This is a genomic window from Bacteroidales bacterium, from assembly GCA_013141385.1.
Lineage (GTDB): Bacteria > Bacteroidota > Bacteroidia > Bacteroidales > Tenuifilaceae > UBA8529.
In genome coordinates this window covers 94,658-121,394 of record JABFRB010000001.1, presented here as the reverse complement: position 1 = coordinate 121,394, position 26,737 = coordinate 94,658, and the positions used below count along the sequence as shown (strand labels likewise).

The 26,737-nt window shown below is 35.7% G+C and carries 17 protein-coding genes; 8 read left to right on the top strand and 9 right to left on the bottom strand.

Annotated elements, in window-relative coordinates; genetic code table 11:
• Window positions 1-37: 37 nt before the first annotated feature.
• The 3 genes from HOO91_00435 to HOO91_00425 all read right to left on the bottom strand — a co-directional run bounded on the left by HOO91_00435 (window position 38) and on the right by HOO91_00425 (window position 4,045).
• Window positions 38-1,414 carry a dipeptidase gene (locus tag HOO91_00435; GenBank protein ID NOU16011.1) on the bottom strand — a complete coding sequence of 459 codons (1,377 nt, stop codon included), beginning with the start codon at window positions 1,412-1,414 and terminating at the stop codon, window positions 38-40.
• Between the two features lie 507 nt (window positions 1,415-1,921).
• Window positions 1,922-2,503 carry a DUF3109 family protein gene (locus HOO91_00430; protein NOU16010.1) on the bottom strand — a complete coding sequence of 194 codons (582 nt, stop codon included), beginning with the start codon at window positions 2,501-2,503 and terminating at the stop codon, window positions 1,922-1,924.
• Between the two features lie 15 nt (window positions 2,504-2,518).
• Complete coding sequence (locus HOO91_00425) at window positions 2,519-4,045, bottom strand: 2,3-bisphosphoglycerate-independent phosphoglycerate mutase (protein NOU16009.1); 1,527 nt, start codon at window positions 4,043-4,045, stop codon at window positions 2,519-2,521.
• 385 nt (window positions 4,046-4,430) lie between these two features.
• On the opposite strand from HOO91_00425, the gene HOO91_00420 reads away from it, so the two are divergent.
• From HOO91_00420 to pyrF, 6 genes are all read left to right on the top strand, one after another.
• The gene (locus tag HOO91_00420) at window positions 4,431-6,626 is read left to right on the top strand and encodes a glutamine synthetase type III (protein NOU16008.1); all 2,196 of its coding nucleotides are present in this window, start codon (window positions 4,431-4,433) and stop codon (window positions 6,624-6,626) included.
• Between the two features lie 197 nt (window positions 6,627-6,823).
• Window positions 6,824-8,812 carry an OmpA family protein gene (locus tag HOO91_00415; protein NOU16007.1) on the top strand — a complete coding sequence of 663 codons (1,989 nt, stop codon included), beginning with the start codon at window positions 6,824-6,826 and terminating at the stop codon, window positions 8,810-8,812.
• A 69-nt stretch (window positions 8,813-8,881) separates the two neighbouring features.
• Window positions 8,882-9,223 (top strand): hypothetical protein, encoded by a 342-nt coding sequence (locus HOO91_00410; protein NOU16006.1) that lies wholly within the window; start codon window positions 8,882-8,884, stop codon window positions 9,221-9,223.
• Window positions 9,224-9,506: 283 nt separating this feature from the next.
• Window positions 9,507-10,676, top strand: coding sequence for a phosphoribosylformylglycinamidine cyclo-ligase (locus HOO91_00405; GenBank protein ID NOU16005.1), 1,170 nt, complete (start codon window positions 9,507-9,509; stop codon window positions 10,674-10,676).
• A 50-nt stretch (window positions 10,677-10,726) separates the two neighbouring features.
• Window positions 10,727-11,815, top strand: a complete 1,089-nt coding sequence (gene prfA, locus HOO91_00400; GenBank protein ID NOU16004.1) for a peptide chain release factor 1 — start codon at window positions 10,727-10,729, stop codon at window positions 11,813-11,815.
• 9 nt (window positions 11,816-11,824) lie between these two features.
• On the top strand, window positions 11,825-12,658 hold the full coding sequence (pyrF, locus tag HOO91_00395) for an orotidine-5'-phosphate decarboxylase (GenBank protein ID NOU16003.1): 834 nt from the start codon (window positions 11,825-11,827) through the stop codon (window positions 12,656-12,658).
• 68 nt (window positions 12,659-12,726) lie between these two features.
• Here pyrF and HOO91_00390 read toward each other — a convergent pair whose 3' ends face one another.
• Entirely contained in the window at window positions 12,727-14,148 is a 1,422-nt protein-coding gene (locus HOO91_00390; protein NOU16002.1) for an MATE family efflux transporter, read from the bottom strand.
• Window positions 14,149-14,810: 662 nt separating this feature from the next.
• Between HOO91_00390 and HOO91_00385 the strand changes: the two genes are divergently transcribed.
• Window positions 14,811-15,233 (top strand): pyridoxamine 5'-phosphate oxidase, encoded by a 423-nt coding sequence (locus HOO91_00385; GenBank protein ID NOU16001.1) that lies wholly within the window; start codon window positions 14,811-14,813, stop codon window positions 15,231-15,233.
• Window positions 15,234-15,297: 64 nt separating this feature from the next.
• A complete protein-coding gene (locus HOO91_00380) occupies window positions 15,298-15,729 on the top strand; it encodes a TerB family tellurite resistance protein (GenBank protein ID NOU16000.1) in 432 nt (143 codons plus the stop codon).
• A gap of 21 nt (window positions 15,730-15,750) precedes the next feature.
• Here the strand turns inward: HOO91_00380 and HOO91_00375 are convergent, their stop codons facing one another.
• The 5 genes from HOO91_00375 to HOO91_00355 form a co-directional block, all read right to left on the bottom strand.
• A complete protein-coding gene (locus tag HOO91_00375; protein ID NOU15999.1) occupies window positions 15,751-16,854 on the bottom strand; it encodes a C26 family cysteine hydrolase domain-containing family in 1,104 nt (367 codons plus the stop codon).
• Between the two features lie 352 nt (window positions 16,855-17,206).
• On the bottom strand, window positions 17,207-19,714 hold the full coding sequence (locus HOO91_00370) for a PAS domain S-box protein (GenBank protein ID NOU15998.1): 2,508 nt from the start codon (window positions 19,712-19,714) through the stop codon (window positions 17,207-17,209).
• Between the two features lie 271 nt (window positions 19,715-19,985).
• On the bottom strand, window positions 19,986-21,542 hold the full coding sequence (locus tag HOO91_00365; protein ID NOU15997.1) for a PAS domain S-box protein: 1,557 nt from the start codon (window positions 21,540-21,542) through the stop codon (window positions 19,986-19,988).
• Between the two features lie 29 nt (window positions 21,543-21,571).
• Complete coding sequence (locus HOO91_00360; protein NOU15996.1) at window positions 21,572-23,644, bottom strand: response regulator; 2,073 nt, start codon at window positions 23,642-23,644, stop codon at window positions 21,572-21,574.
• The gene (locus HOO91_00355) at window positions 23,634-26,606 is read right to left on the bottom strand and encodes a response regulator (GenBank protein ID NOU15995.1); all 2,973 of its coding nucleotides are present in this window, start codon (window positions 26,604-26,606) and stop codon (window positions 23,634-23,636) included. The genes HOO91_00360 and HOO91_00355 overlap by 11 nt, the downstream gene beginning before the upstream one ends.
• Window positions 26,607-26,737: the final 131 nt, after the last annotated feature.

Below are 26,737 nucleotides of genomic sequence, written 5' to 3'. Positions count from 1 at the left end.
ACAAAAAAGGAGTAAAAAATTACTCCTTTTTATTGATTTACTTCTTGTTAGAATATTCTGCAAAATATTTGAAAAATCGAGGTACAACCTCTATCCCTTTAAGGAATATTTCGACCGAGAAATTTTCATTCGGTGAATGGATTGCATCCGATTCAAGACCAAATCCTAATAGTATTGATTTAATACCCAAGGTGTCTTCAAATGTGCTTATGATTGGAATACTACCTCCGCTTCGGAATGGAATAGGTCGTTTCCCAAATATTTCGAACATAGCTTGGCTTGCAGCCTGATAACCTACTGTGTTGGTTGGGGCAACATAACCTTGACCTCCGTGATGAGCGTTTACCTTTACCTTTACGCTTTTGGGGGCAATAGCATTGAAATGGTCCTGGAATTGCTTAGCAATCTTCTTATGATCCTGATTAGGGACTAAACGCATTGAGATTTTAGCATAAGCCTTTGAAGGGAGAACTGTTTTTGAACCCTCTGCTGTATAACCACCCCAAATTCCATTCACATCGAGTGTAGGTCTAATTCCAGTTCGTTCAATTGTTGAAAAACCTTTCTCGCCATGAATATTATCTATACCAAGGGCTTTCTTATATTGTTCTAAGTCAAATGGTGCTTTAGCCATTTCTGCACGTTCTGCAGGATCTACTTCTTGAACATCATCATAAAAGCCAGGAATGGTGATATGGTTATTTTCATCGTGAAGCGATGCAATTAGCTTAGAGAGAATATTAATAGGATTGGCAACTGCTCCACCAAACAATCCAGAATGTAAATCCTGATTTGGCCCAGTTACCTCAACTTCCATATAGGCTAAACCTCTAAGACCAACTGTAATAGATGGGGTTTCCTTCCCTAACAAAGAGGTATCAGATACTAGTATTACATCCGCTTTAAGCAGATCTTTATGAGTAGCACACCACTTTGTAATGCTTGGTGAACCAATCTCCTCCTCCCCTTCAATCATAAATTTTATATTACAGGGAAGAGTGTTGGTTTTAACCATCAATTCAAAGGCTTTGGCGTGAATAAATGATTGACCTTTATCATCGTTAGCTCCACGAGCCCATATCCTACCATCACGAATTTCTGGTTCAAAAGGTTTTGAATTCCACAATTCTAAAGGATCAACAGGCATTACATCGTAATGAGCGTAAACAAGCACGGTGGGTAATTTAGGATCGATTATTTTTTCCCCATAAACTATTGGATTTCCGTCTGTTGGCATTACCTCGGCTTTGTCGGCTCCAGCATTAAGTATGGTTTTAGCCCAATACTCAGCCGCCTTTACCATATCAGGGTGATTTTCGCTTAATGAGCTGATTGAAGGAATACGTATCAATCCAAAAAGCTCTTCAAGAAATCTATCCTTGTTTTCGTCAACATATTTCTTTATGTAATCCATGGTTTTGATTTTTTAATATTTACGGGTATAATATTATGCAATTTTTATTAAAATAACATAAGTTCGACATATGTTTTAACACAGAGATTTTAAGTTTTGGATTTAACAAAATGGTCGGTTTAATAAGATACAAGCTTACCATAATAATGTTTGTTGATACTGAGAAACACAAAGAACACAGAGGTTTTTTGATTTTGCATAAATGCAAAATCTACAATGTGTAACACCTTAAATTCTCAACTCTTCAATATAATTCCTTATTTCGAACTGACGTTAGAATATTACCTTTTTAAAACCAAGAGTTCCGAACTTTTTAAAAAGTTCGGAACTCTTATCAAACTCAAAACGGTTTAATCTCTAGTTTGATGTAAGATGTCATCCTGAGCGAAGCGAAGGATCTAATTATCTATAAAGCAGATGCTTCACTCCGTTCAGCATGACAAAGCAACAATCTATCTCTATAAGAAAATCAAAGTATTATGTTTAGATCGAACTCATGTTAAAATATCAACCTTTGATATTCTCCTTTTCAATTAGCTTTGCTGCCTCTTCAACCTGTTGATAGAACTCTTTACCAAAAGCACGTGTAATGGCATCCTCTAAACATTTATAAACAGGTAGGTTTTTATTTAAGCCAAGTTTACGTGCAGGTTCGCATATATCCCACTGATCGTAACTAAGTCCAATAAATGATGTGAACCTTTTCACTCTAATTGGGTAAAGATGACACGAAATAGGTTTACGAAAATCAACCTTTTTATCAAGCCAAGCCTGCTCAATTGCGCAAAGGCAAACTCCATTTTTGTTGATACTATAAGCGCACTCCTTCCCATCAATAAGGGGAGTAACTAAATCACCATCGGTATCTATTATTGCAACACCTTGTTTCTGAATGGCCTTTAGCCCTTCGGGTTTAAGGTATGGCTTAATGGTATCAAGAATATCTTCAAGGATTACAATCTCATCCTTATCCAATGGAGCACCGGATTGTCCATAAACGCAGCATGCTCCAAGGCATTTTGCCAAATCACAGCAGAAATGCTTTTGGAGAATATCAATACTTAGTACTTTATCGTCAATTTGAATCATTAGAAGTTCTATGATTTATTTGCACAATACTTTCCCAGTCATTTCTTTGGGTATTGTTAATCCCATTATTGAAAGAATTGTGGGTGCAACATCCGCAAGGATTCCACTATCAACCTTTTTATACTTTTCGGAAACCAGAATAATTGGAACGGGATTTAAAGAGTGAGCGGTATTAGGCGAACCATCAGGGTTAATTGCATAATCTGCATTTCCATGATCGGCAATAATGATAACGGTATAACCATTTGCTTTTGCTGTTTCAACAACATCGTGAACACAACTATCAACAGCTTTAATGGCTTTTGAAATAGCTTCATAAATACCAGTATGGCCTACCATATCGCCATTTGCAAAATTGAGACATATAAAATGGTGTGTCTGATTTTTTAGCTCATCTACTAATGCATCCTTTACTTCATAAGCGCTCATCTCTGGCTTAAGATCGTAGGTAGCAACTTTTGGCGAGGGAATCATAATTCTTTGCTCATTTGTAAAAATCTTTTCGCGACCGCCTGAGAAGAAGAAGGTAACATGCGCATACTTTTCGGTTTCGGCAATTCGAAGCTGGTTTAAACCTGCCTTTGAAACAACCTCTCCAAGTGTATTGGAAAGATTATCCTTCTCATATACCATATTAACTCCTTTGAAAGACTCATCGTAGCTGGTGAGGGTAACGTAATGTAGCGGTAATGTTTTCATCCCAAACTCAGGCATATCCTTTTGGGTTAAAACAACGGTCATCTCCCGTAATCTATCTGTTCTAAAGTTGAAACAGATAACAACATCGCCCTCTTTTATAGTACCAATGGGATTACCTTTATCGTCAACTCTAACAATAGGTTTAATAAACTCATCGGTAATCCCCTCTTTATATGATTTTTCAATGGATTGTATGATGCTTGTGGTATGTTTTCCAATTCCTGATAATAGCATATCATAAGCGATTTTAATCCTTTCCCAACGCTTATCCCTATCCATTGCATAGTATCTTCCAACAAGAGTTGCAATAACGCCATTACTGGATTTGAGGTGATTCTCTAAACTCTTAATAAATCCTAATCCACTTTCCGGATCGGTGTCTCTACCATCGGTAAATGCGTGAATGTATACCTTATCAAGATTATACTCTTTGGTAATATCGCAAAGTTTATAAAGATGCTTATCGAGCGAATGAACTCCACCATCGGAAACTAAACCGAGGAAATGCACAGCAACTCCCTTTTCCTGAGCGTACTTGAATGCTTGAACTAGAACAGGATTACTGCTGATTTTATTTTCCTTAATCTCTTTGTTAATCATAACCAAATCCTGATAAACCACCCTGCCTGCTCCGATATTTAGATGCCCTACCTCGGAGTTCCCCATCTGACCATCAGGTAAACCAACATTTTCGCCACTTGTAAGAAGTTGAGCATTCGGATACGTTGCAGAAAGTTTGTTCATATACTCAGGATGATTACTGAATATCGCATCCGATTTTTGCTTATCTCCAATCCCCCACCCATCGAGAATCATTAAAAGAACCTTAGAATTATTTTCCATAAATTGTTGATAAAAAGTGTATTATGTAAACAATAAAAATTAGGATTAGTTTGATCATTTAAAAATTAAATCTTCAAAGATATCTTTTTTGGAATGTATGAGAACTTTAAAAAATAAATATTTGGTGTGAACTATTTAATCTATATAAAAACAAAATGTTGAAAAAGGTTTTTAACTCATTTTGTAAGTTAATAAAGAAGATATCTTTTGGATATTTATTATTTGAGAATAAATTCAAGCATCAAAATCAATAAAATACTATTTTATATATTCGATGTATACTTTTTTAGGGGGTTAATAAAATATTTTTATTAAAAATAAACAATACACCCCTAATATTTGTATATATTATAAATAAAAAATATTTTTACAAAAAATTTAAATTATGGCACATCTAAGGTTTAAAGCAATCGACGAAGCAGTAAATCGCAATCCACTTCAAATTGATTTTGAGTCCAATAGGATTTCAGATGTATTTGGAATAAATGTTTTTGACAGGAATAAGATGAAACGTTACCTATCACGAGAGGCTTATGATAGCGTAGTAAGTGCAATAGATGAGGGTAGACGGATTGATAGAAAGATAGCCGGACAGGTTGCATCAGGTATGAAATTGTGGGCAATTGAAAGAGGTGCAACGCATTATACACACTGGTTTCACCCGTTGAATGGGGCAACTGCCGAAAAGCATGATGCCTTTTTCACACTTGATAGAAATGGCGAGGCCATTGAAAGTTTCCATGGAGATTTGCTAGTTCAGCAAGAACCTGATGCATCCAGCTTTCCTAGCGGCGGTATCCGAAACACCTTCGAGGCACGTGGTTATTCAGCATGGGATCCAACTTCACCTGCATTTATTTTTGAGCAATCCCTTTGTATACCAACAATTTTTGTATCATATACTGGCGAGGCACTAGATTTTAAAACCCCTCACCTAAAATCATTGAATGCCCTTGATAAAGCAGCGGTCTCTGTCCTATCCTATTTCGATAAAGAGGTAAATAAAGTTTTTGCAACATTGGGTTGGGAGCAAGAATATTTCTTGGTTGATGAATCGCTTTTTAACGCTCGCCCGGATCTTGCGCTTTGTGGGAGAACATTGATGGGACATGCTGCTGCAAAAGATCAACAATTGGAAGATCATTACTTTGGGTCAATACCCGAAAGGGTTTCAGCATTCATGAAACATTTTGAAATGGAGTGCTATAAATTAGGAATACCTGTTAAAACAAGGCATAACGAGGTAGCGCCAAATCAATTCGAATGTGCACCCATTTTCGAAGAGGCAAACCTTGCCGTTGATCATAACCAGCTTTTAATGTCGCTGATGGAGAAAATAGCACGAAGACATAAGTTCAGGATCCTCTTTCACGAAAAACCATTCAGCGGGATTAATGGCTCAGGAAAGCATTGCAATTGGTCGTTGATGACCGATTCTAGAATAAATTTGCTTTCTCCTGGAGGCACACCCAAGAATAATTTAATGTTCCTCACATTCCTAATTAATACTATAAAAGCAGTACACGATTACCCTGCTCTATTACTAGGTAGCATTGCCAGCGAATCCAACACTCATCGTTTAGGGGCAAACGAAGCACCTCCTGCAATAATGTCGGTATTTATAGGCAAAACACTTAACGGAGTTCTTGATGATTTGGAACAAAGAATTTCGGAAAGGAAAATGACTCCTGATGAGAAAACAGAATTGAAACTAGATATCATTGGAAAAATTCCTGAAATTTTGCTAGATAATACTGATCGTAATCGCACTTCGCCCTTTGCCTTTACTGGAAATAGATTTGAATTCAGGGCAGTTGGTTCTTCAGCAAATTGTGCTTCACCTTTAATAGTTGTGAATACTGCGGTTGCCGATCAACTAAACAAATTTAAGGTCGAGGTTGATAAACTAATTGAAAAAGGTGTAAAGAAAGATGAAGCAATTTTCCAATGTCTTCGGAAATTAATTATCGATTCAAAGAAAATTCGGTTCGAGGGAAATGGTTATAGCCAAGAGTGGATTGATGAGGCACAAAAACGCGGGTTGCCAAATTTACCAGATGCAACCGAGGCGTATAAGACATTCCTTTACCCAGCATCAATTAAGCTGTTGGGTGATAACAATGTTCTTTCGGAACGGGAACTAGAGGCAAGATACGATATTCACAATGAGATTTTTGTTAAGAAAGTTCAAATTGAAGCTCGAATTCTTGGCGATTTGGCTATTAACCATATCATTCCTACTGCAATTGCGTATCAGAATGTAATTTTAACAAACATCAAAGGATTAAAAGAATTATTTACCGATGAGAAAGAGTTTTTATCATTAGCCGAGCATCAGCTACAGACATTAAAAATGATGGCTGTGCATATTAAAACCATTCGTGAGCAGGTTAAACTAATGGATGAAACTCGCAGAGATCTCAACCTGATAAATGAATTCCCTGAGCGTGCACAGAAATATTCCAAACAGGTTAAGCCGTATCTTGATGAGATTAGATTCCATATCGATAAACTTGAATTAATTGTTGATGATGAGATTTGGCCGTTGCCAAAATATCGTGAGTTGCTATTTATTCGCTAATAAGGAATGGGAGGTTAACTCCCATTTTTCATTCGTAGTTTATTCAATACAGAATTAATTGGTTATGAAAGCTCCATTCACAAAGTATTTCTTATATTAGAAATATTACTTACTTTTACGCTCTAAGAGCGAATAATAATAAATTATTTGCATCGTTTACAAAACAACTTATAAATAGACATTCTAAAGTTTGGGGAATGAAAAATTTTATCTTAAGTATTCTCATTGTTTTGACCGGGCTAAGCATCGCTCAGGGACAAACTACCAAATTACAACGAGCCGACGCACTGTTCAAAGCGGGGGCTTATTTCGATGCTATTGATATTTATAAACCTGAACTTGAAAAAATTCAACAGGATAAAGTTGAATTGGCAAAATATCTTTACAAAATAGCAACCTGTTACCGATTAATAGGTAACGCCCGTCAGGCAGAACTTTGGTATCAAAAGGCAATTATGAAAAATTGTACAGATCCAAAGGCTTTCTTCTACTATGCTGAAATGCTTAAGATGGGAGAAAAATACGATCAAGCGTTGGAGAATTATCAAAAATACAAACAGCTTGCACCAAATGATAAACTCACAGATGTTGGTATTCGTTCCTGTGAATTGGCTAAACAGTGGATTGCAACACCATCTGGTTATGAAATAACAAATGTAAGAAGCATTAATTCAAAGCAAAGCGACTATAGTCCTGCTTACGGAACTGCTGAATATAACTCTTTGTTCTTTACCTCATCACGCACTGGAGCAACAGGTGGAAAAATCTCATCAGCAACTGGCGAATTATTCTCGGATATTTTTTATACAGAACGTGATAAAAAAGGTGTTTGGAGCGAACCAAAGAAATTGGATGAAACCATAAATACTGCTGCTGATGAGGGTACATGCTCTTTGTCCGCTGATTTCAATACCATGTTTTTTACCCGATGTAGGGTAAGTAAACGCGAAAAACTCGGATGCGAAATTCTATTTTCTAAAAAAAGTGAGGGTGGCTGGTTAACTCCAGAAGCCATTCAAATTGCACCTGATAGTATGATTGTTGCCCATCCTTCGCTCTCAAACGATGGGCTTACACTATATTTTGCAAGTAATATAAAAGGAGGCTTTGGTGGTATTGATATTTGGAAAATGACCCGTGCAAGTACCAGCGATAATTGGGGCGAACCTATTAACATGGGAGGAGAAATTAATACATTTGGTAATGAGATGTTCCCTTTCATTCATTCTGATGGAACTGTATACTTTTCATCCGATGGACAGCCTGGTATTGGTGGTTTAGATATATTCCGTGCAAAATTTAACGACAAGAAAGAGTGGACCGTTGAAAATATGAGGTTTCCTATTAATTCCCCTTCCGATGATTTTGGGATTACCTTTGAACAAGAACGTGAGGCTGGCTACTTTTCTTCTCGAAGATCCGGTGGCAGAGGCGCAGATGATATCTATCTCTTCTATCTACCTCCAATTGTACTAAATATGATGGGACAGGTTAGCGATGAAAAAACGAGTAAACCTATCGCTCAATCAACAGTTAAACTTGTTGGAAGCAACGGGTTAATTACTACCGTGGAGACAGCAGAAGATGGTTCATTTAAGTTTATGTTGAATCCTAATACCGATTACGTAGTTGTTGCCTCGAAGAAAGGTTATTTGAATAATAAGAGCAAAGAGACAACAAGAGGAATCAACCAAAGCAAGGACTTTGAGGCAAAAATTAAGCTAACATCAACTGAAAAACCTATCGAGATTCCAAATATTTTCTACGATTACGATCGTTGGGAACTTAGACCAGAATCAATGGCCGCACTCGATAAATTAGTTGAAATACTTAACGATAACCCCAATGTTACCATTGAGCTAGGATCGCATACAGATAGTCGCGGTTCGCTTGAATATAACTATGAACTGTCGCAAAAACGAGCCCAATCGGTTGTAAACTACTTGATTGAAAAAGGTATTGCTACAGATAGGCTAAAAGCCAAAGGTTATGCACAATCACAGCCTAAGATTGCTGATGCTGATCTTGTTGCACAGTACCCATATATGACGTTAGGTGTTGCGCTTGATCAAAAGTTTGCCGATACTCTTGATTCAAACGAAAAGAAAGAAACTGTTTACCAAATTTGTCGTAGAACCGAATTCAAGGTGCTTCGTACAGATTATAAGGTTTCAGGAAAGGAATAACCTTAAACTATGATATTTCCTAAGGAGCCTTCGAGCTCCTTTTTTTAGTGTTAAATAGCGAGTTAATAGATGTACCGATTTTCATTTTTTCTCTTTTGTATTATCTTCCTGACGAATAATGCTCAGGCTCAGAAATACTTTGAGGTAAGTACTATTGACTCAGCCCAAGTAAGAGTATTCGCAGTTGATAAACCTGAACAGGCAGATCTTCTTGTATTCTTTGTTTATGAAGCAAAGGATGTAACAAAAATAGGCTATTGGATGCAGGTGTCGACTAAAAAAGAAGCGAATATGCTTCTAATCTTTGTTGATGCCGAAAAGGATTCAAACATTAAAATTTGCTTAGTAGATTCCCCAGATCAAGCTGGTTTAAAAAATGAATCCAAGAAAGAACTTTTTAAACTGGAATGATAAGTCAATTTGAAAATTTGACAATGAGACAATATGCCAATTAATCAATTTGACAATGAGGCAATTTAGCAATAAATCGATATGAGTATCCATTTAGATTACTATTTCAACAAACAAACTTAACTGTCATTCCTGCGAATGCAGGAATCCCATCACAAAGTTTTGATTTTGTTATTTAAGCGGATACACATTTAAATCAAATTAATGAATTGAGTAACAAGCAACCACCAACAAGATAAATACTAGGATTTTTACTAATTTGCCTTGATTTTAAAGAGTAAAGATGACAAATACATCCCGTTATAACCAGCGTGGCGTTTCAGCCTCAAAGGAAGATGTACACAAAGCAATAAGTAATCTGGATAAAGGATTATTCCCAAAAGCATTCTGTAAAGTTGTGCCAGACATTCTTACTGGAGATAAAAACTATTGTACAGTGATGCATGCTGACGGTGCTGGTACAAAATCATCATTGGCCTATTTGTACTGGAGGGAGACTGGCGATATGTCTGTTTGGAAAGGCATTGCTCAAGATGCAATTGTTATGAATCTTGATGATCTTCTGTGCGTTGGAATAACCAATAATATCCTTTTATCTTCAACAATTGGGCGTAATAAAAACCTTATACCAGGAGATGTTATCTCAGCAATTATTGAGGGAACTGAAGAGTTTTGTCAACAAATGAGTGATTTAGGGGTAAATATTACTCTTACTGGCGGAGAAACTGCCGATGTTGGCGATTTGGTTAGGACAATTATTGTTGATTCAACTGTAACTGCACGTATAAAGCGATCGCAGATAATCTCCAATGATAATATTCAGGATGGTGATGTTATTATCGGATTAAGTTCGTACGGTAGAGCAAAGTATGAGAATGAGTATAATAGCGGTATGGGTAGTAATGGACTAACCTCTGCTCGACATGATGTTTTTGCAAATTATTTGTCAGAAAAATACCCCGAAGGTTTTGATCCTAACGTTCCAAAAGAACTTGTTTATTCAGGCAAATACAAATTAACCGATCAGATTGATGAGATTGGCTTAACTGCTGGAAAGATGGTTCTTTCTCCAACTAGAACCTATGCTCCTATTATTCGTGATGTTCTCGAAAATTATCATCCAGTAATACATGGTTTAGTCCATTGTTCTGGAGGAGCCCAAACAAAAGTGATGAACTTTGCTCATAATTTACATATCACTAAGGATAATCTTTTCCCAATACCTCCTCTATTTAAAATTATTCAGGAGACATCTGGAACCGATTGGCAGGAGATGTATAAAGTTTTTAATATGGGTCATCGATTCGAGATATATGTTTACCCTGAATTTGCAGAAGATATCATTTCGCTATCAAAGGAATATGGTGTAGATGCTCAGATTGTTGGCTTTTGTACAGGTCATCATGGAAAAAAACTTACCCTCCGCACTGAAATGGGGGAGTTCCAATACTAAACTCTTTTACAAAAATATAGCTACCTTTGCGCACAATTTTATAAAGTGTCATGGAAGAAAATACAATACTCAGGAAACTAGAGGGGTTAAGACATAAATTCGAAGAAATAGGTCAGCAAATTACAGACCCTGCTGTAATTGGTGATATGAAGCGATATATCAGTTTAAATAAGGAGTATCGTGAGTTAGAGCCTTTAGTTGAAGCTTATGAAAAGTTTAAAAATATCTTAAGCAATATTGATGGTTCAAGAGAAATTCTTGCTACCGAAAAGGATGAAGAGATGCGTGAGATGGCAAAGATTGAACTTGAAACCCTTACTCAGCAGCAAATGACCCTTGAGGAGGAGATAAAAATACTTCTTCTCCCTGCAGATCCTCAGGATAGCAAGAATGCAGTTCTTGAAATACGGGCTGGAACTGGTGGTGATGAGGCAAGCATATTTGCTGGCGATTTATATAGGATGTACACAAAGTATATTGAGACTAAGGGTTGGAAATATGAAGTATCAAGTATTTCCGAAGGCTCTGTTGGTGGATACAAGGAGATTGTGCTAAATGTTAAAGGTAATGGTGTTTATGGTATCCTAAAATATGAATCGGGTGTTCACCGGGTTCAACGCGTACCCCAAACCGAAACGCAGGGTCGTGTTCACACATCTGCTGCAACTGTAGCCGTTCTCCCTGAGGCCGAGGAATTTGATATCGATTTAAGAGTTGAAGATATCCGTAAGGACACCTTCTGTGCATCAGGGCCTGGTGGACAGAGCGTAAATACTACATATTCTGCTATCCGTCTTACTCACATTCCTTCGGGTATTGTTGTTCAATGCCAGGATCAAAAATCGCAGCTTAAAAACTACGATAAGGCGCTTGCTGAACTAAGAACTAGGCTTTATAACCTTGAATACCAAAAATACATCGATGAGATTGCGCTAAAACGCAAAACAATGGTTTCAACAGGCGACCGCTCAGCAAAGATTCGTACTTATAACTATCAGCAAGGAAGGGTAACCGATCATCGAATCAACTTTACCCTCTATAATCTATCAGCAATTATCGATGGTGATATTCAAGAGATTATAGATAAGTTACAACTCGCTGAGAATGCAGAAAGGTTAAAAGCAGCAAGCGAAGAATAACCTAATAACATGAACTACGAGCAGCTTTTTGAACAGATACAAATCAAGAAAAGTTTTCTTTGTATAGGACTTGATACAGATTTATCAAAGATTCCACAGCATATTCTGACAAGTGAAGATCCAATCTTCGAGTTCAATAAAGCAATTGTAGATTCAACAGCAGACTTGGTAATTGCTTACAAACCAAACCTTGCATTCTATGAAGTTCATGGGGCTGCTGGTTGGAATAGTCTCACTAAAACAGTTAAATATATTCGCAATAAGTATCCTGATTTATTCATAATTGCAGATGCCAAAAGAGGCGACATTACAAGCACTGCAAAGATGTATGCTCGTACCTTTTTTCAAAGTCTCGATTGCGATGCAATTACAATATCTCCATACATGGGAAAGGATTCCGTTGAACCTTTCCTCGATTTCAAGAATAAATGGGTAATACTTCTTTCTTTAACATCCAATGAAAGCTACTCCGATTTTCAGATGATTGAAAATAAAGCAACTGGAAAAAGAATTTTCGAAGAGGTTATTGAGAAGTCCTTAACTTGGGGAAACACCAACAATACTATGTATGTGGTTGGTGCTACTCGGGCAGAGCGTTTTAAAGATATTCGCAAAATTGCGCCTGAACACTTTCTGCTGGTTCCAGGTGTTGGTGAGCAGGGAGGGAGCCTTAAAGATGTTGCCAATTTTGGGATGAATAGTAAATGTGGTCTTATTGTAAACTCATCCCGAGGCATTATTTACGCTGATAGTACCGAGCATTTCGCTGAATTGGCTCGACAAAAAGCACTACAACTACAGCAGGAGATGCAGCAAATACTTACTTCTGCTAAGCTACTTTAAAAGAGATTAATATATAACTCTGTCAGGGTTCAGAACCCTGACAGAGTTTTCATAAAACATAATGTTCATTACACTTTCTTCAATTTCCATTTCCCTCTTATAAAAAAAAGTAATGCTGTGAGAGTCATTGCTACTTCTGCCATAACAATTGCATAGTAAACACCCCTTTCCTGCATTCCAAACTTAATTGCTAGGATATATGCTAGTGGTATCTCAAATAGCCAGAAACAGAATATATTTATAAACATCGGCGTTAACGTATCCCCTGCCCCATTAAGCGAGTTAACCAGTACCATCCCAAAACCATAAAAAATAAAACCTAAACTAATAATTCTGAGACATTCAACACTTTTGTTAACAACATCATCCTGTTGCACCAATAATCTGATTACCGGTTCAGGCCATGTAACAAGAATCAGCCCAATAATACCAAGAAAAATAGTATTAGCAATTCCTGTAGACCAAACAGATTTCGCTGCCTGCGAGGGTCTACCTGCTCCTAGGTTTTGACCTACAAGAGTTGCAGCAGCATTGCTCAGTCCTGATGAAGGTAAAATGGCAAAGATTATCACCCTAATACCTATTGTATAACCAGCAACGGCTAAACTCCCAAACTCTGAAATTATTCTAACCATTGCAACCCAGCTGCTTGTTCCAATCAGAAGTTGAAGGATTCCTGCTGATGATAATTTAATGTAGGAAATAATCTGCTTTAAATCGGGCTTTAAATCATGTAAATAGAGTCGAATCCTGTTGCTTCCGTTAAACAGGGTATAAAGTTGAATCAACACTCCCGTTCCACGACCAATATTAGTTGCTACAGCGGCTCCTGTAACCCCAAGTTCAGGAAAAGGACCAATGCCAAATATCAGAAGAGGATCAAGTACAATGTTTATCATATTTGAAATACATAAAACTCTCAGGGCAATTGCAGCATCTCCTGCTCCACGATAAATTCCATTAAGGATAAACAGGAACATAATAGTGATATTTCCGCCAAGCATAAGTTTAGTATATCCCCCATGGGCAGATATCGCCTCATGGCTTGCACCCATTATACTGAGCAACTTATCGCTAAAAAAGATTCCAATTAGCGAAATAAGTAACGAAACAGATCCTGCAACAAGCATTGCTTGAAATGCAGCATTGGCTGCTTTTCGTGGCTGCTTTTCGCCAATACGGCGAGAAACAACTGCTGTAGCAGATATAGCAAACCCAATACCGAAAGCATAAACCAATGATAGTAGTGACTCTGTTAGCCCTACAATAGAAGTTGCATCGGAACCTAATTTAGAGACAAAGAAAATATCAACAATTGTAAATATCGACTCCATCGACATTTCGAGTACCATTGGAATAGAAAGCAGTATTAATGCTCTCCGAAGGTTTATTGAGGTGTAGTCAGCCTCGGTACCCTTAATTGCATCGGAAATATCTTTAAAAAATGATTTTATTCTTATTAAATAGTATTTATAGTAATCACGTTTCATATCGTCTTCGTTTTCGGTGTTTAACATAAGAATTGAGAATTAAGGAATCGGTTTGTGTCCAAGCGGCGAATACCATTGACACAATGGTTGGAATAAACACAGTAGGTTTCATAGAAAATCCTCCAAAAATTAAATTGTTAGTAATAAAACTTAGTTGTGAAAAAAGAAAATAAATGAGAAAATAGAAATAAAGAAAAGTCCCTTAGCAGACGACTAAGGTTCGTGGGGTAAATCGATCAATTTGAATAAATTTCATCGTGGTAAAGTGTATAACTTTACAAATGTATGAAGATTTTTAAAATAAGAAATATTTTTAAGTAAGATTTTTTGTAACTATTCAGTAATAAAAAATATCTCACGCAAAGTAGCAAAGCCGCAAAGAATTAAGATAGGTGAGGAACAAAGTTAAACCCAATTGAAATATTATGAATAGATCATACCAAATTGAACCTACAACTTGTGCGCAAAGGGAAAAAACTGTTAGTTTTTTCTTCTTCGCGAACTTGGCGACTTTGCGAAAATTATTAGTGCAAGAATAGCATGTATAATTGACATCTATATTTTATTTTCAAAAAAATATCTACTAAATTATGTGCCTAGGTAGTTACAATTTCTTTAATGATTTAGCTAACTTTGAAAATGTTTTAACAAATCATAATAATATGACAATACAAGATTGTATCAAATTTACAAATGAGAATCCCATTTGTTATCTAGCAACAGTTGAGGGCGATCAGCCACATGTACGTGCTCTTGGTTTCTGGTTTGCCGATGAAACAGGGTTTTACTTTCAAACAGGCGCATCAAAGGAGTTCTATCATCATTTGAAAAATAATCCTAAAACTGAAGTTTGCTTCCACAAGAATGAAAAAATGACTGGTAGTATGTTAAGGATTGCAGGTAAAGTTGAATTTTTGAATGATATTAAGCTAAAGGAGAAGGTTCTTGAAGATAGACCTTTTATTAAAAACTTTGGATTTACTGCCCAAAGCCCCGAACTAATAATTTTCAGAATACCTCATGGGCAAGCACATTTCTGGGTGATGGAAAATAATTTCAAACCTAAACAGATTATTGAATTTTAGTGTTAGTGCTAAACATTTAGATTTTCATTATTGTTAATATAATGCAGGCATAAAATATCTAATTATGAGTAGTATCCTAAACTATTTTGATCACCATGACAAGCAGGCTAGTAAAGAGCATTTCCTCCAACTAATTCAAGTCGCTAGTGCTGATGGTGTTGTTGATAAATCTGAGTTAGAGTTTCTCCACCGAATGGGGAAAAATCTTGGTTTTACAGAACCTGAGATTGATAATTTATTACAATCAAAAGATTCAAAAATCTATACCCCACCTTACGAATTGGAGAAGAGGTTTCATCAACTCTACGATGTTGTAGCAATGGCTCTAGCGGATGGTGTGCTTTTTAAAAATGAAATGCAGATGATCAAAAAACTAGCAGCTGCTTCTGGTTTTAATGATCATGATTCGGAGCATATTATTAATCTTTTGATTAATGGTATTAAGTACAAGAAGTCAGAAGAGGAACTATTCCTTTCCTTTAAACAAAAAAAATAGGAAAGACTTAATTGTAAAATACTAGTTAAATTTCCTTGCAAATTCCCTCCAAATTGCCCTTTGGAAGTTCTCTCCCTTATCGCCATTATAAAGATCAAGGTATGATTTTTCGGCAGGTTTAAGGGGGAATACTTTTATCTTTTCATCTCTTTTATAAAGGTCATTCACCTCAGGGTGAAACTGCACACCCAGTATATTCTTATAACTTACATGAGTAATAGACTCTACTACCTTTCCATCTATTGACCACGCTGAAACTTTAATCCCTCTCCCCAATTTCTTAACGCATTGGTGGTGGCTGCTCAATACATACGGATGTATTGTATCATTTGACGTATAAGAAATCAATGGCGAACCCTTTTCAATAGCTATTTGATGGTAATTGTCCGATGTTACCTCATCATCAGTTCCATAATTTGTTTGGTAATTTCGGTGCTGCTGATTTTGTTTCAGGTTTAATATATCCTCCAAAGTTTTTAGGCTATAAAGCTCTGTTGGTATATCTTGATACATAGTTCCGCCAGTTGCTACATTGATACTCTGCATTCCAAGACAGATTCCAAGAATAGGATAATCAGGTCGGTTCTTTAGAAGGGGAATAAAAGTAGTATCCTGATTTCCACCCAGTATATGGAAAAGGAAAGATAGTTCCATATAGTGTCTGTAAGGATCCGTAATTATGGTTAAAAGATTTGTTTGTTCACCATAGCAGGCAGGCGGAATATCGGGACCACCAAAAAAGATTGCGCCATTAGAATTCTCAAATAGTTTAGTGAAAACTTCGGTACATGAGTTTTTCTTAAAGACATTATCGGGTGATAGTTCAGAGGTAATTTTCACTAATGATATATTATTTATGCCCTCTTTCTTTATGTACTCTTCTGTATTCGAGTAATCAAATTTTTCCTGAGCATGATAAACACCTATTGCTTTATAACCATTGGGTAATGGGAAAATATTGTTCTTTACTAAATACTCAAATGTTTTAACATTATTAACAGTTGGGTGCATTAGTATAATATGCTTCTCGTCAGGGTTTATTGAAAACTCAGAACTTTGAGATGAATTTTTATTTGTGCACCCAGAAAGTAAAAGGACTGCAACAATAATAATATTTAGTCTCATACCTATTGTCGTTTTTTGATTCTCATTAGAGTTGTAATAATAGCGAAAAAACACATAGGTTGATATAAAAGACCTTTATCCTATTCCAAATTAAAAGTTAGGATTCGGAATACTAAGAAACTATATATACTAACATCAGCTTGAGGTAAGGTGTCATTGGTTCCGCCGAACTAGCAAACTCGGTTCTGAGCGAAGCGAAGGATCTAATTATCTAAATTCCAGATGGTTACTTTCAGCGAATCCTTCGGATTTCACTTCGTTCAGCATGACAAAGCAACAATCTAACACTATATTAAGGATCAATATGTTATGCTCACATCCAGTTCACGTTATACTAACAATCAGCAATTATTTAGGGCAGAGGTATTGTGAAAAAGAATTTTGTCCCATTCCCTTTAACGCTTTCAACCCAAATTTCACCTCCCATTAGCTCAACTAATGATTTTGAAATTGCCAAGCCTAACCCAGTTCCAGATGATGAATTATTATTCCCTTCAATCTTGCGAAATCGTTCAAAAATCAGTGTGTAGTTTTCTTTATCAATACCTATCCCATCATCCTTTACGAATATCTCAACAAAACAATCATTTACAATATAACCCATTTCAACATTACCCTTTTCGGTAAACTTTATGGCATTAATTACAAGATTACATATAACTTGTTTAATCTTTGTTTCATCAGATTGGATTATAAGTGGTTTTGAGTTTCTTGGTATTGATAAAATTAGGTTGATCTTTTTTTGATTCGCTATTTCGCTATATAGATTAAAAACATCGGTAATTACTTGCTTCAGAACAATATCAGTTTTATTTAGTGTGGTCTGGCCTGCTTCAATTTTTGAAATATCAATTATATCATTAATTATTGATAGCAACTGGTTACTAGACTTAATGATGATATCAACATATTTTTTTTGTTCATCGTTGGCTCCACAAGTGCGTTGAAGGAGTCCGCTAAAACCGACTATTCCGTTCATCGGAGTTCTAATTTCATGCGACATATTCGCTAAAAATGCTGATTTAAGTTTATCGCTCTCCTGTGCTTTTTCAGTAGCTTTTATAAGTTTTTCATTTATCTCCCTAATTCTTTGATTGGTTTCATTAAGCTCTTTATTTAGGGTTTGATACTCGGCATTTTGTTTTCTCAATAGATTCTCACTTTCGAGAATTCGTTTTTCAGCATTTCTGCGTTCCGTTATATCAGTTGCAACGCTCATCATACCTTTAATCTCTTTATCTTTTCCGAATAATGGTGAAAAAAGAGTATCGAAAATTACTCCTCTAATCGTAATATCTTTGCGAAGGGTTTTCCCATTCTCAAGAACTAATCTTAAGATTCTTAATATTTCGGGGAATTCTTTGCACACTTCGAAAATGGATTGCCCCACCAGCTGCCCAGGTTTTAAATCAATTTTCGATAAGCCAATACCCTCAGAAAGGGTAAAAATTCCCGATAAGTTGGTTGTAAACGTAATAATAGGTGTGCTAGTAACAACAGCACGAAAACGCTCCTCATTTTCCTTAATAACTTCGTTTGCTAACTCCTTCTCTGTAATATCCCTAATCATAGAAATGTAGGTGTCATTTGGCATCCTTTTAGAACTAATTTCGACAATAACCTCACCACCATCTTTTCTACAAATAGTTCTTTTATTGATTATTACTTTCTCTTCGAGTAAAAGGTCATAACGGATAGGATTTAGGTCTAAAGAATTTTGTGAAAACAACGTGGTAATACTCCTTCCTATTAACTCGTCAGTAGAATATCCCGTTAACTCTCCGGCCTTAAGATTTGCTCCAATAATTTCACCATTATTATTTTCAATAAGTATTGTGTCCGCTGCTAATTCAATTATTGTTCTATATTTTTCCTCAGATTTTAAAAGTTCATTCTCTACCTTTTTCTTTTCCGTAATATCTATACCAATACATAGTAACTCTAGTATATTGGAATTATTTTCTTGAATGGCTTTACAAGTCCATGATACCCATTTTTTCTCCCCTTCTTTACATATAACTTCAATTTCTAATGATTTGTAGGTTTTCTGATTTTGAAATAGTTCATCGATAATATCTGAGAATTCTCTTGCATTTTTTTTATTGTATTCTACTAATGAACCAACAACTGATTTTCCTATAAGTTCTTCCTTATTGTAACCAAAACTGCTTTGAGCAAAAGCGTTAACAAATATAATTCTACCAAAACGGTTTAATTTAATAATTGTGCTAGATGCTCTTTCAACAAGTAAACGATATTTTTCCTCGCTGTTTTTTAGCGATGTAATTACTTTTCTTCTTGATTCTTGAAAAGTAAAGAGTAGACAAATTAATAGAGATCCTATAGGATATACTATTAATACAGGTACGGCAATTATCCTGAAAACTTCATTTATAAGATTTGATGGTAGGGTTAATGTTAAAACTAGCATGTTAATATGAACAATTAGCCCAAAAAGGAATAGATAACCAATTTGGTTTGATTTAGGGTATTTTTTTCGAATGTAATGGTAAATAACACCAAGCATTGAACTGGATGCAATAACGCTAATACCCATTAATGTACCTGCGCCACCAAGATAAAATCTATATATTGAACTTATTATTGTAGAAATAATTGCAGCTATTGGTCCTCCGAATAAAGCACCAATACTCAGAATAATGCTTCTACCATCAAAAATAATTCCAGGTTGCAATTTAAGTGGATTCAACATTCCAGCAATTGCTACAAAGCCAAATAGTATACCTGCAATCAGCTGATGCCAAAGCGATGAGTAATCCCATTTTCGAGAGACTAAACTGTATAGAATACTAAGTGATAGAAGTAAAGTAATATTATTGATAAGCGTTTGAATGATCATAATTATTGAAAGATTTCTATATGGCAAAAATAACCTTATAGTACAGAAATGGCAAGGTAAATAAGGTGTTTAATGAATGATATAACTCATCTTAAATCTTGATTGTGGATAGTTAGTTTTAGGTAAAATAGGGTTAACAACAATTTAATAACTTCAGGGAAGGTATTTTGTTACTTATAATCTAATAAGAATCTCCGATAGTATAAGGATATTCACATTATGTAATTAGAATAGTGGTTGAAAAAAAATAATCATTAATGAATTATGATTCCTATAAAACATCCTTATTAGCAATTTTGAATGGAATATTAAAATAGAAGGAGGAGCCTTTTCCAACTTCGCTTTCTACCCAAATTTTACCATCATGCTTTTCTACAAAGTCTTTGCAAATCAGCAAACCCAATCCTGTTCCTTTTTCGTTTGCGGTACCCTCCGTTGTGTGTACTTGCGAAATATCAAATAGATTGGGTAATATTTTGGGGTTAATCCCTATTCCGTTATCTGATACAGAGATTATTATGTTGTCAATACTTTCATAAGTGGATATAATAATCTCACCTCCAATATTTGTGAATTTTATTGCGTTTGAAATAAGGTTTCGTAAGGTTGTTTTTAACATTTCAGGGTCTGCGAATAAATAGATATCATTTAACGATGAGTGGGTAATTGTAATATTTTTTGCATCAGCATTTAACCTCAAAGTATTCAGAATATCATTGCAAATACTATTAAAATTCAATTTTTTTGGTTGAAATGGAATTTTTCCCGATTGTGTTCTAGCCCATAGTAATATGTCTTCCAATAACTTATAAGTATTTTGAGCTGAATTAAAGATTATATTAATCTGATCTTCAATTGTATTTATATCATATTCTCTTACTTTTTCAGTAAGTAAATCTAAGTAGCCAAGTATCAAATTAAAAGGACTTTTTAAATCGTGGGCAAGTATTGAAATAAATCGATCTTTGTCAGCATTTAATTCTTTTAGAAGGATTTCGTCTGCTTTTAGCTTTTCTTCAGCAAGTTTTCGCTCAGTAATATTTCGCACGGTTGTTATAACACCAACTATTTCCCCTGAAGTACTTATTAATGGTGCGGTTGTTTCGGTAATCCATCCAGATTTTCCTGTAGACGGGATGCTCAAGAATATATCCCTCTCTTGAATATTCGTTCCCTGAAGGGCTTTCTCAAGAATAGGACTGACACCAGTATCCCCTAAAGATGGAAATACTTCTAACAGTTGTTTTCCTACTACTTCATAAAAAGGAATTCCCGTTAATTTCTCCATGAATGGATTCCAAACCTGATAGTTCAATTTAAGATCATATACAATTATTCCTTCCTGTGCACTGCGTATTATTTGTTTGTTGAACTGATTAGATTCTACTAATGCTTGTTCAGCAAGTTTAAGTTTACTCTCGTTCTCAATTTCTCTAGCAACCTTCCTGATAACAAGAATTATCAAATCAAGTAGGTTACTATCCTTAATAATGTAGTCTTTGGCACCTAGCTTCATCATTTCAACGGCCACACTCTCATCACCCTGTCCGGTTGAAACTATGAAATGAGGTATGTGTAGTTTTCTTTTTTTTAACTCAATTATAAATTCTTCGGCATTCAAATCAGGTAAATTGTAATCCAAAGTCATTAAAAATGGTGTGTTCTTAGTAAGCCAATCAACTGCATCACGCGCTGAGAACATACGCATAGTTTTATAACCAATACCTTCGATTCTTTCTGAAAGTAATTCATTTAACACAGAATCACCTTCAATAATAAGGATTGTTTTAGAGTTATCGTCCATCAAAGTATTTGTTAATGTTGACATTTAAATGATAGATACTTTTAATGTAACTATCAATAAATTAAGGTTTTATTCAACTGATCTTTTATCTTGGAGATTAAAAGATTTTTTTTAATAGGTTTGCTAATAAAATCGGAACAACCGCTGGCTAGAGCCTTATTTCTATCAACCTCTGTTGAATATGCTGTTTGGGCTATAATTGGTAGATTAGGTTTAATTTTTTTTATTTGTTTTGTAGCCTCATAGCCATCCATTATTGGCATTTTAATGTCCATAAGAATTATATCTATATGGTTGTTTAATTTGCATGAATTAACAGCTTCTATTCCATTTATTGCCCTAATAATATTGATATTTAAACATGAAAGCATCTCTTCAAGTAGCATGAAATTAGAATCTTCATCCTCAGCAATTAAAATAGTTTTGGTTATATCGCTTTCATTTTTCATCTCTTTTAAGAGTTGTTTCTCAATAATGGGAGTTTTTTGAATTTTTTTGTACGGGATTGTAAAGTAAAATGTTGATCCTTTATCGAGCTCAGATTTAAGCCATATTTTACCTCCAAGAAGTTCTACGTATGCTCTTGAGATAGATAAGCCTAGCCCCGATCCACCAAATTGACGTGCGGTGGAGTTTTCGACCTGACGAAATCGTTTAAATATTTCATCGTGCATTTCAGGGGGAATGCCAATACCAGTATCTTCAACAAAGAATTTCAACTCATTATCTTTTAGGTGATATCCAAAGTTAACATATCCTTGTTTGGTGAATTTTATTGCATTGCCTATGAGGTTGGTAAGAATTTGTTTGAGTTTAGTTTCATCTGTTAATATGGTTACTTCGTTATCGGGTAAGAGGTGTTTTAGGATAAGACAGAAGTTTTCCTTTTGACTTTTTAGCTGGAATTGCTCGTTTAACATTCTTAGGGTTGAGTTCAAATTCAACTCAGTCTCATTAATTTTTTCCTGACCTGCTTCAATGGTAGCAATACTTACAATATCAGATATTATGGATAGTAGCTGATAGCTGCTTTGCGTAATTATTTCGGTAAAGTGTTTAAGTTTTTCGGGTTTTAGGTTGGGATCGTTTAGGAACTCAGAAAAGCCTACAATTGAGTTTATTGGGGTGCGAATTTCGTGAGAGATGTTGTGAAGGAATGCTGTTTTTAGCCGATCACTCTCTTCGGCTTTGTCTTTTGCTTGGATAACCAGCTGCTCAGCCAGTTTGCTTTCAGTAATATCACGGATGGTGCTGTGTATTCCTATTAGATTCTGTTCTACCTTAACTTGTATCGCAGAATGCGATACCCAATGTAACTCTTCTTTGCTATCAAAAAGGCGGTATTCATAGTTGTATATCTCTTCCCCGTTTGTTTTTAACTGATTCCATTTTTGAAGACAGGCTTCTTTATCATCGGGGTGAAAATTGAATGGAATATGTTGTCCAATTAGCCCATCACAAGAAAATCCAAATAATTTTTCGCATTGAGGGCTAATAAATAATACATTATCATTTAAATCGGTTAAAGCTGTAAGGTCGGCGCTATTAAGTACAAAAGATTTGAATAGCTCTTCGCTTTTTCTCAGCTCATTCTCGCTTTTTTTTCTGGCTTCATTCTCGGTTTTTAAATCCTCTAGTAAATTAAGAGTAGCAGTATGAGCTATGTTTATCTCATAAACTTTCTTTTCAACCTGCCTAGCGAGTATTTCTTTTTCATCCCTTTTTTTGATATTAGCTATTTTGATTTTTAGCATGGCCCGTATTTGAGCAGTAAGCTCAACCTCGTCAATAGGCTTGGCAAGAAAGGCCTCCGCTCCGCACTCAAGCGCTCTAATACGGCTCTCCTTATCACTTTTTAGGGCGGTAACAAATACAATAGGTATATCGCATAGCTTTTTATCATATTTAAGCTTTATACATACATCAAATCCATCCATGTTGGGCATTACTATATCAAGAAGGATTACATCAGGATCTTCTGCTGTGGCAATTTTTATCCCTTTTTCACCATTAAGAGCATTGAATACTATGGCATTGGGAAAAGCCTCTTTTATCAACGCATTTAAGATGATATGGTTATCCTGATTATCATCAATGACCAATATTTTTATTTTATCACCCTCCATATAGCTTTTGATTGATAGTTTCTAAGAATATATGTTCATCAATTGGTTTTACAATGTACCCATCAAAACCATGGGCTAAAATAGTTTCGCGGTCAGTAGTCATTGCACTTGCTGTAAGCGCAATAACAGGAATCTCTTGTAAATATGGGTCTTTGCGAAGGATATTAAGCACCTCAATGCCATCCATATCAGGAAGTGCAATATCCATTAGAATGAGATTTGGCCTGTGCTTTTTAGCCAATTGCAAACCTTGGTTGCCATCAAATGCTTCTATTACAGTATATTTAGAGGAGAGAAGTGCCTTAACGGTAAGCATATTATCTGGATTATCCTCAACTGCGAGAACTATTGGCTTGCCTTTGATGGGTTGTATTTTTCTTTGAGTTTTTTCAACTTCCACCGATTTAGGGAATACCATGGTTGCAATAGCATTAAGCAGCTCCGAGCGGTTCACATCGCCTTTCTGGATAAGCTGATGGATGTTGTTTCGTTTCAAAAATTGGAGTTCCTCCTTTGATATATGCTTTGCAGTAAGAATCAAAACAGGGACATGGGCCGTAATATCTACCTCACGAATAGCTTTAAGTACTTCAAACCCATCGATACCCGGTAGCATGAGGTCCAAAATCATGGCATTGGGTATGGTTTGATTGATAATTCTAAGAGCCTCCGAACCATCATGTGCAATTATCAGTTTATACCCACTTCCCTCCAAAATATCCTTCATTTGGATGATTGCCGGCTCGCTATCCTCAACTAGCAAAACGGTTTTTCCTTCAGAATCAGAAGGTGTTTTGAGAGGTGCTTGTTTTATGGTATATTTTGATTCAGATGATTTTTCTATATCAACTATTCTGCTTCCTGAAGCATAGTTTGAAGGTAAGGTTAGTGCAAATTCTGAGCCTTGCCCCAGGGAACTTTTAACCGTGATTGAACCTCCCATAAGGTTAGCATATTTTTTAGCAATTGCTAAACCTAAGCCTGTTCCACCATACTTTCGAGATGTACTGCCATCAGCTTGCCGGAATTCATCGAAAATATGGGGGAGATATTTTTCGGAGATACCAATACCGGTATCTATAACTTTAATTGTAATGTTACTATCGGTTTTACTGGCTACAACCTCAACCTTACCCTTCTCGGTAAACTTTACAGCATTACCAATAAGGTTTTGCAGGATATGGCGGCATTTCCTAATGTCGTTAGAAAGTAACAGGTCTGAATCTTTTTCTGAATGTATCAGCTCAATATTTTTCTGTTTTACCTGAGGATTAATCATTGTAACTACTTCGGAAATTAGGCTATTTATGTTGAACGATTCTATTTCGATTTCTTCGCGTCCAGCTTCAATACGCGAAATATCAAGGATATCGTTAATAAGTGAAAGTAGATGCTTCCCATTTCGTTCAATCACCTCGATGTAGCTATACTCCTCGTCTGGAATCTGCTTGGCAAGGCGGCGGTTGAGTACTCCTGAAAGGGCAATTACAGAATTAAGAGGGGTTCGCAGTTCATGGCTCATATTAGATAAAAAACTTGTTTTGAGACGATTGGCTTCACCCAACTGCTTTTTCTGCATTTCCAATTCTGTATTCTGTTCAATTAGCTCAGCCGATTGGGACGCTAGTTCCACTTTCTGAGCCTCCAGTTCACTATTTTGGTATTCAAGCTTATTTGTAAATTCTTTAATTTTGCGATATGCTAATATCCCTTCAACTCTTGCGCTGAAAGCAACAAGAATATTTTCTATCAGCAAAATTGATTGTATACTATACCTATTCACACTCGCCAACGAAATAATAGCAATAACTTGGTTGTTTGCAACTATTGGAATGGTGATTATTTCACGAGGGATAAAATTTCCGCTAATGGTGTGAAAAATAAAACGGGTATCATCGATAACATATTTTATATGCTGAATTTTTCGGGAGGATAGAGCGGCACCAAATTCTCCTTCAAAATTTTCTGCCGAGAATGATTGTTTAATATTTTCACCCCCGCCAATTGATTCAAAGTGATTGTAGTTTTTTTTATCATCGCTTAGCAAATATGCAGCGGCAATTTGAGATTCAGTATGTTCGGAAAGACCTTTAAGTGTTTCGTGGAAAAAATTTTTGGCATCGTCCTCGCTAAGCATTAAGCCTGCTAAATCTGCTGCTCTTTTATTCAGATCCATATTCACCTGAATGCTCTCAGCAAGAGTGTTGAATGAAGTGGACAGTTGACCAAACTCATTTTTCGATTCATAGGAACTCCTGGCATTCATATCCCCAGCATGAAAAAGTTGGGCTGCATTGGTTAAACTTACTATAGGTTTACGGATATTTCTTATTAAAACATAGTTAATAAGTAACGATAATAATAAAATGGTTGCTACTAGTAAAAATAATCGCCTACTTAGTGAATCATTCAATTCATTAGATGTGGCAAGTAATTCATCAGCCTTTTTTATAGCAAAATCACTTATTACCTGCAATGTATTCAAAACTTTTGAGGCCTGCGATGGAACTACTCCTCCAGGATAATGGCGAAGTCTTGCCTCCTCAAAATGACCTGCATTTAATAACCGTATGGATTCCTCGCGGATTGATACCCATTTGGTAAATTCATCTAAAAAATTATCAATATTTTTGGGTGGCCCAAGGTAGGATTGCCTAAGCTTTTCAACACTCATCATTACATTAGCTTGGCAAACAGCTATGTCATTCAAAGCTTCTTGGCGTATTTTTGAATCATTAACCAGCAAATAATCTCGCATTTTAATGCGCATATTCAAAACATTAATTGTTATCTCGCTAAGATTTCTGCGAGTTTTAAGCGGATGATCGTATAGAATTTCTGCTTGAGATTGAATTCTATCAGTTTGTAGGTAAGATACTACCCCAAGTAGAATTACAAAGAATAGTAGGATGGCAAATCCTATTCTTAGTTGAGTACCAATTTTGAGATTTTTTAGGTTCATAGTATCTGTTATTATTAATCATTTAATCTTACTTTGATAGATTCGAAAAACACACGAAAAATCAACCTAATTTACCCCAGTCCCTAAAGGGTGCAGGTTGATTTTTCTGCTTTTTTCCTTTAGGGCAAGGG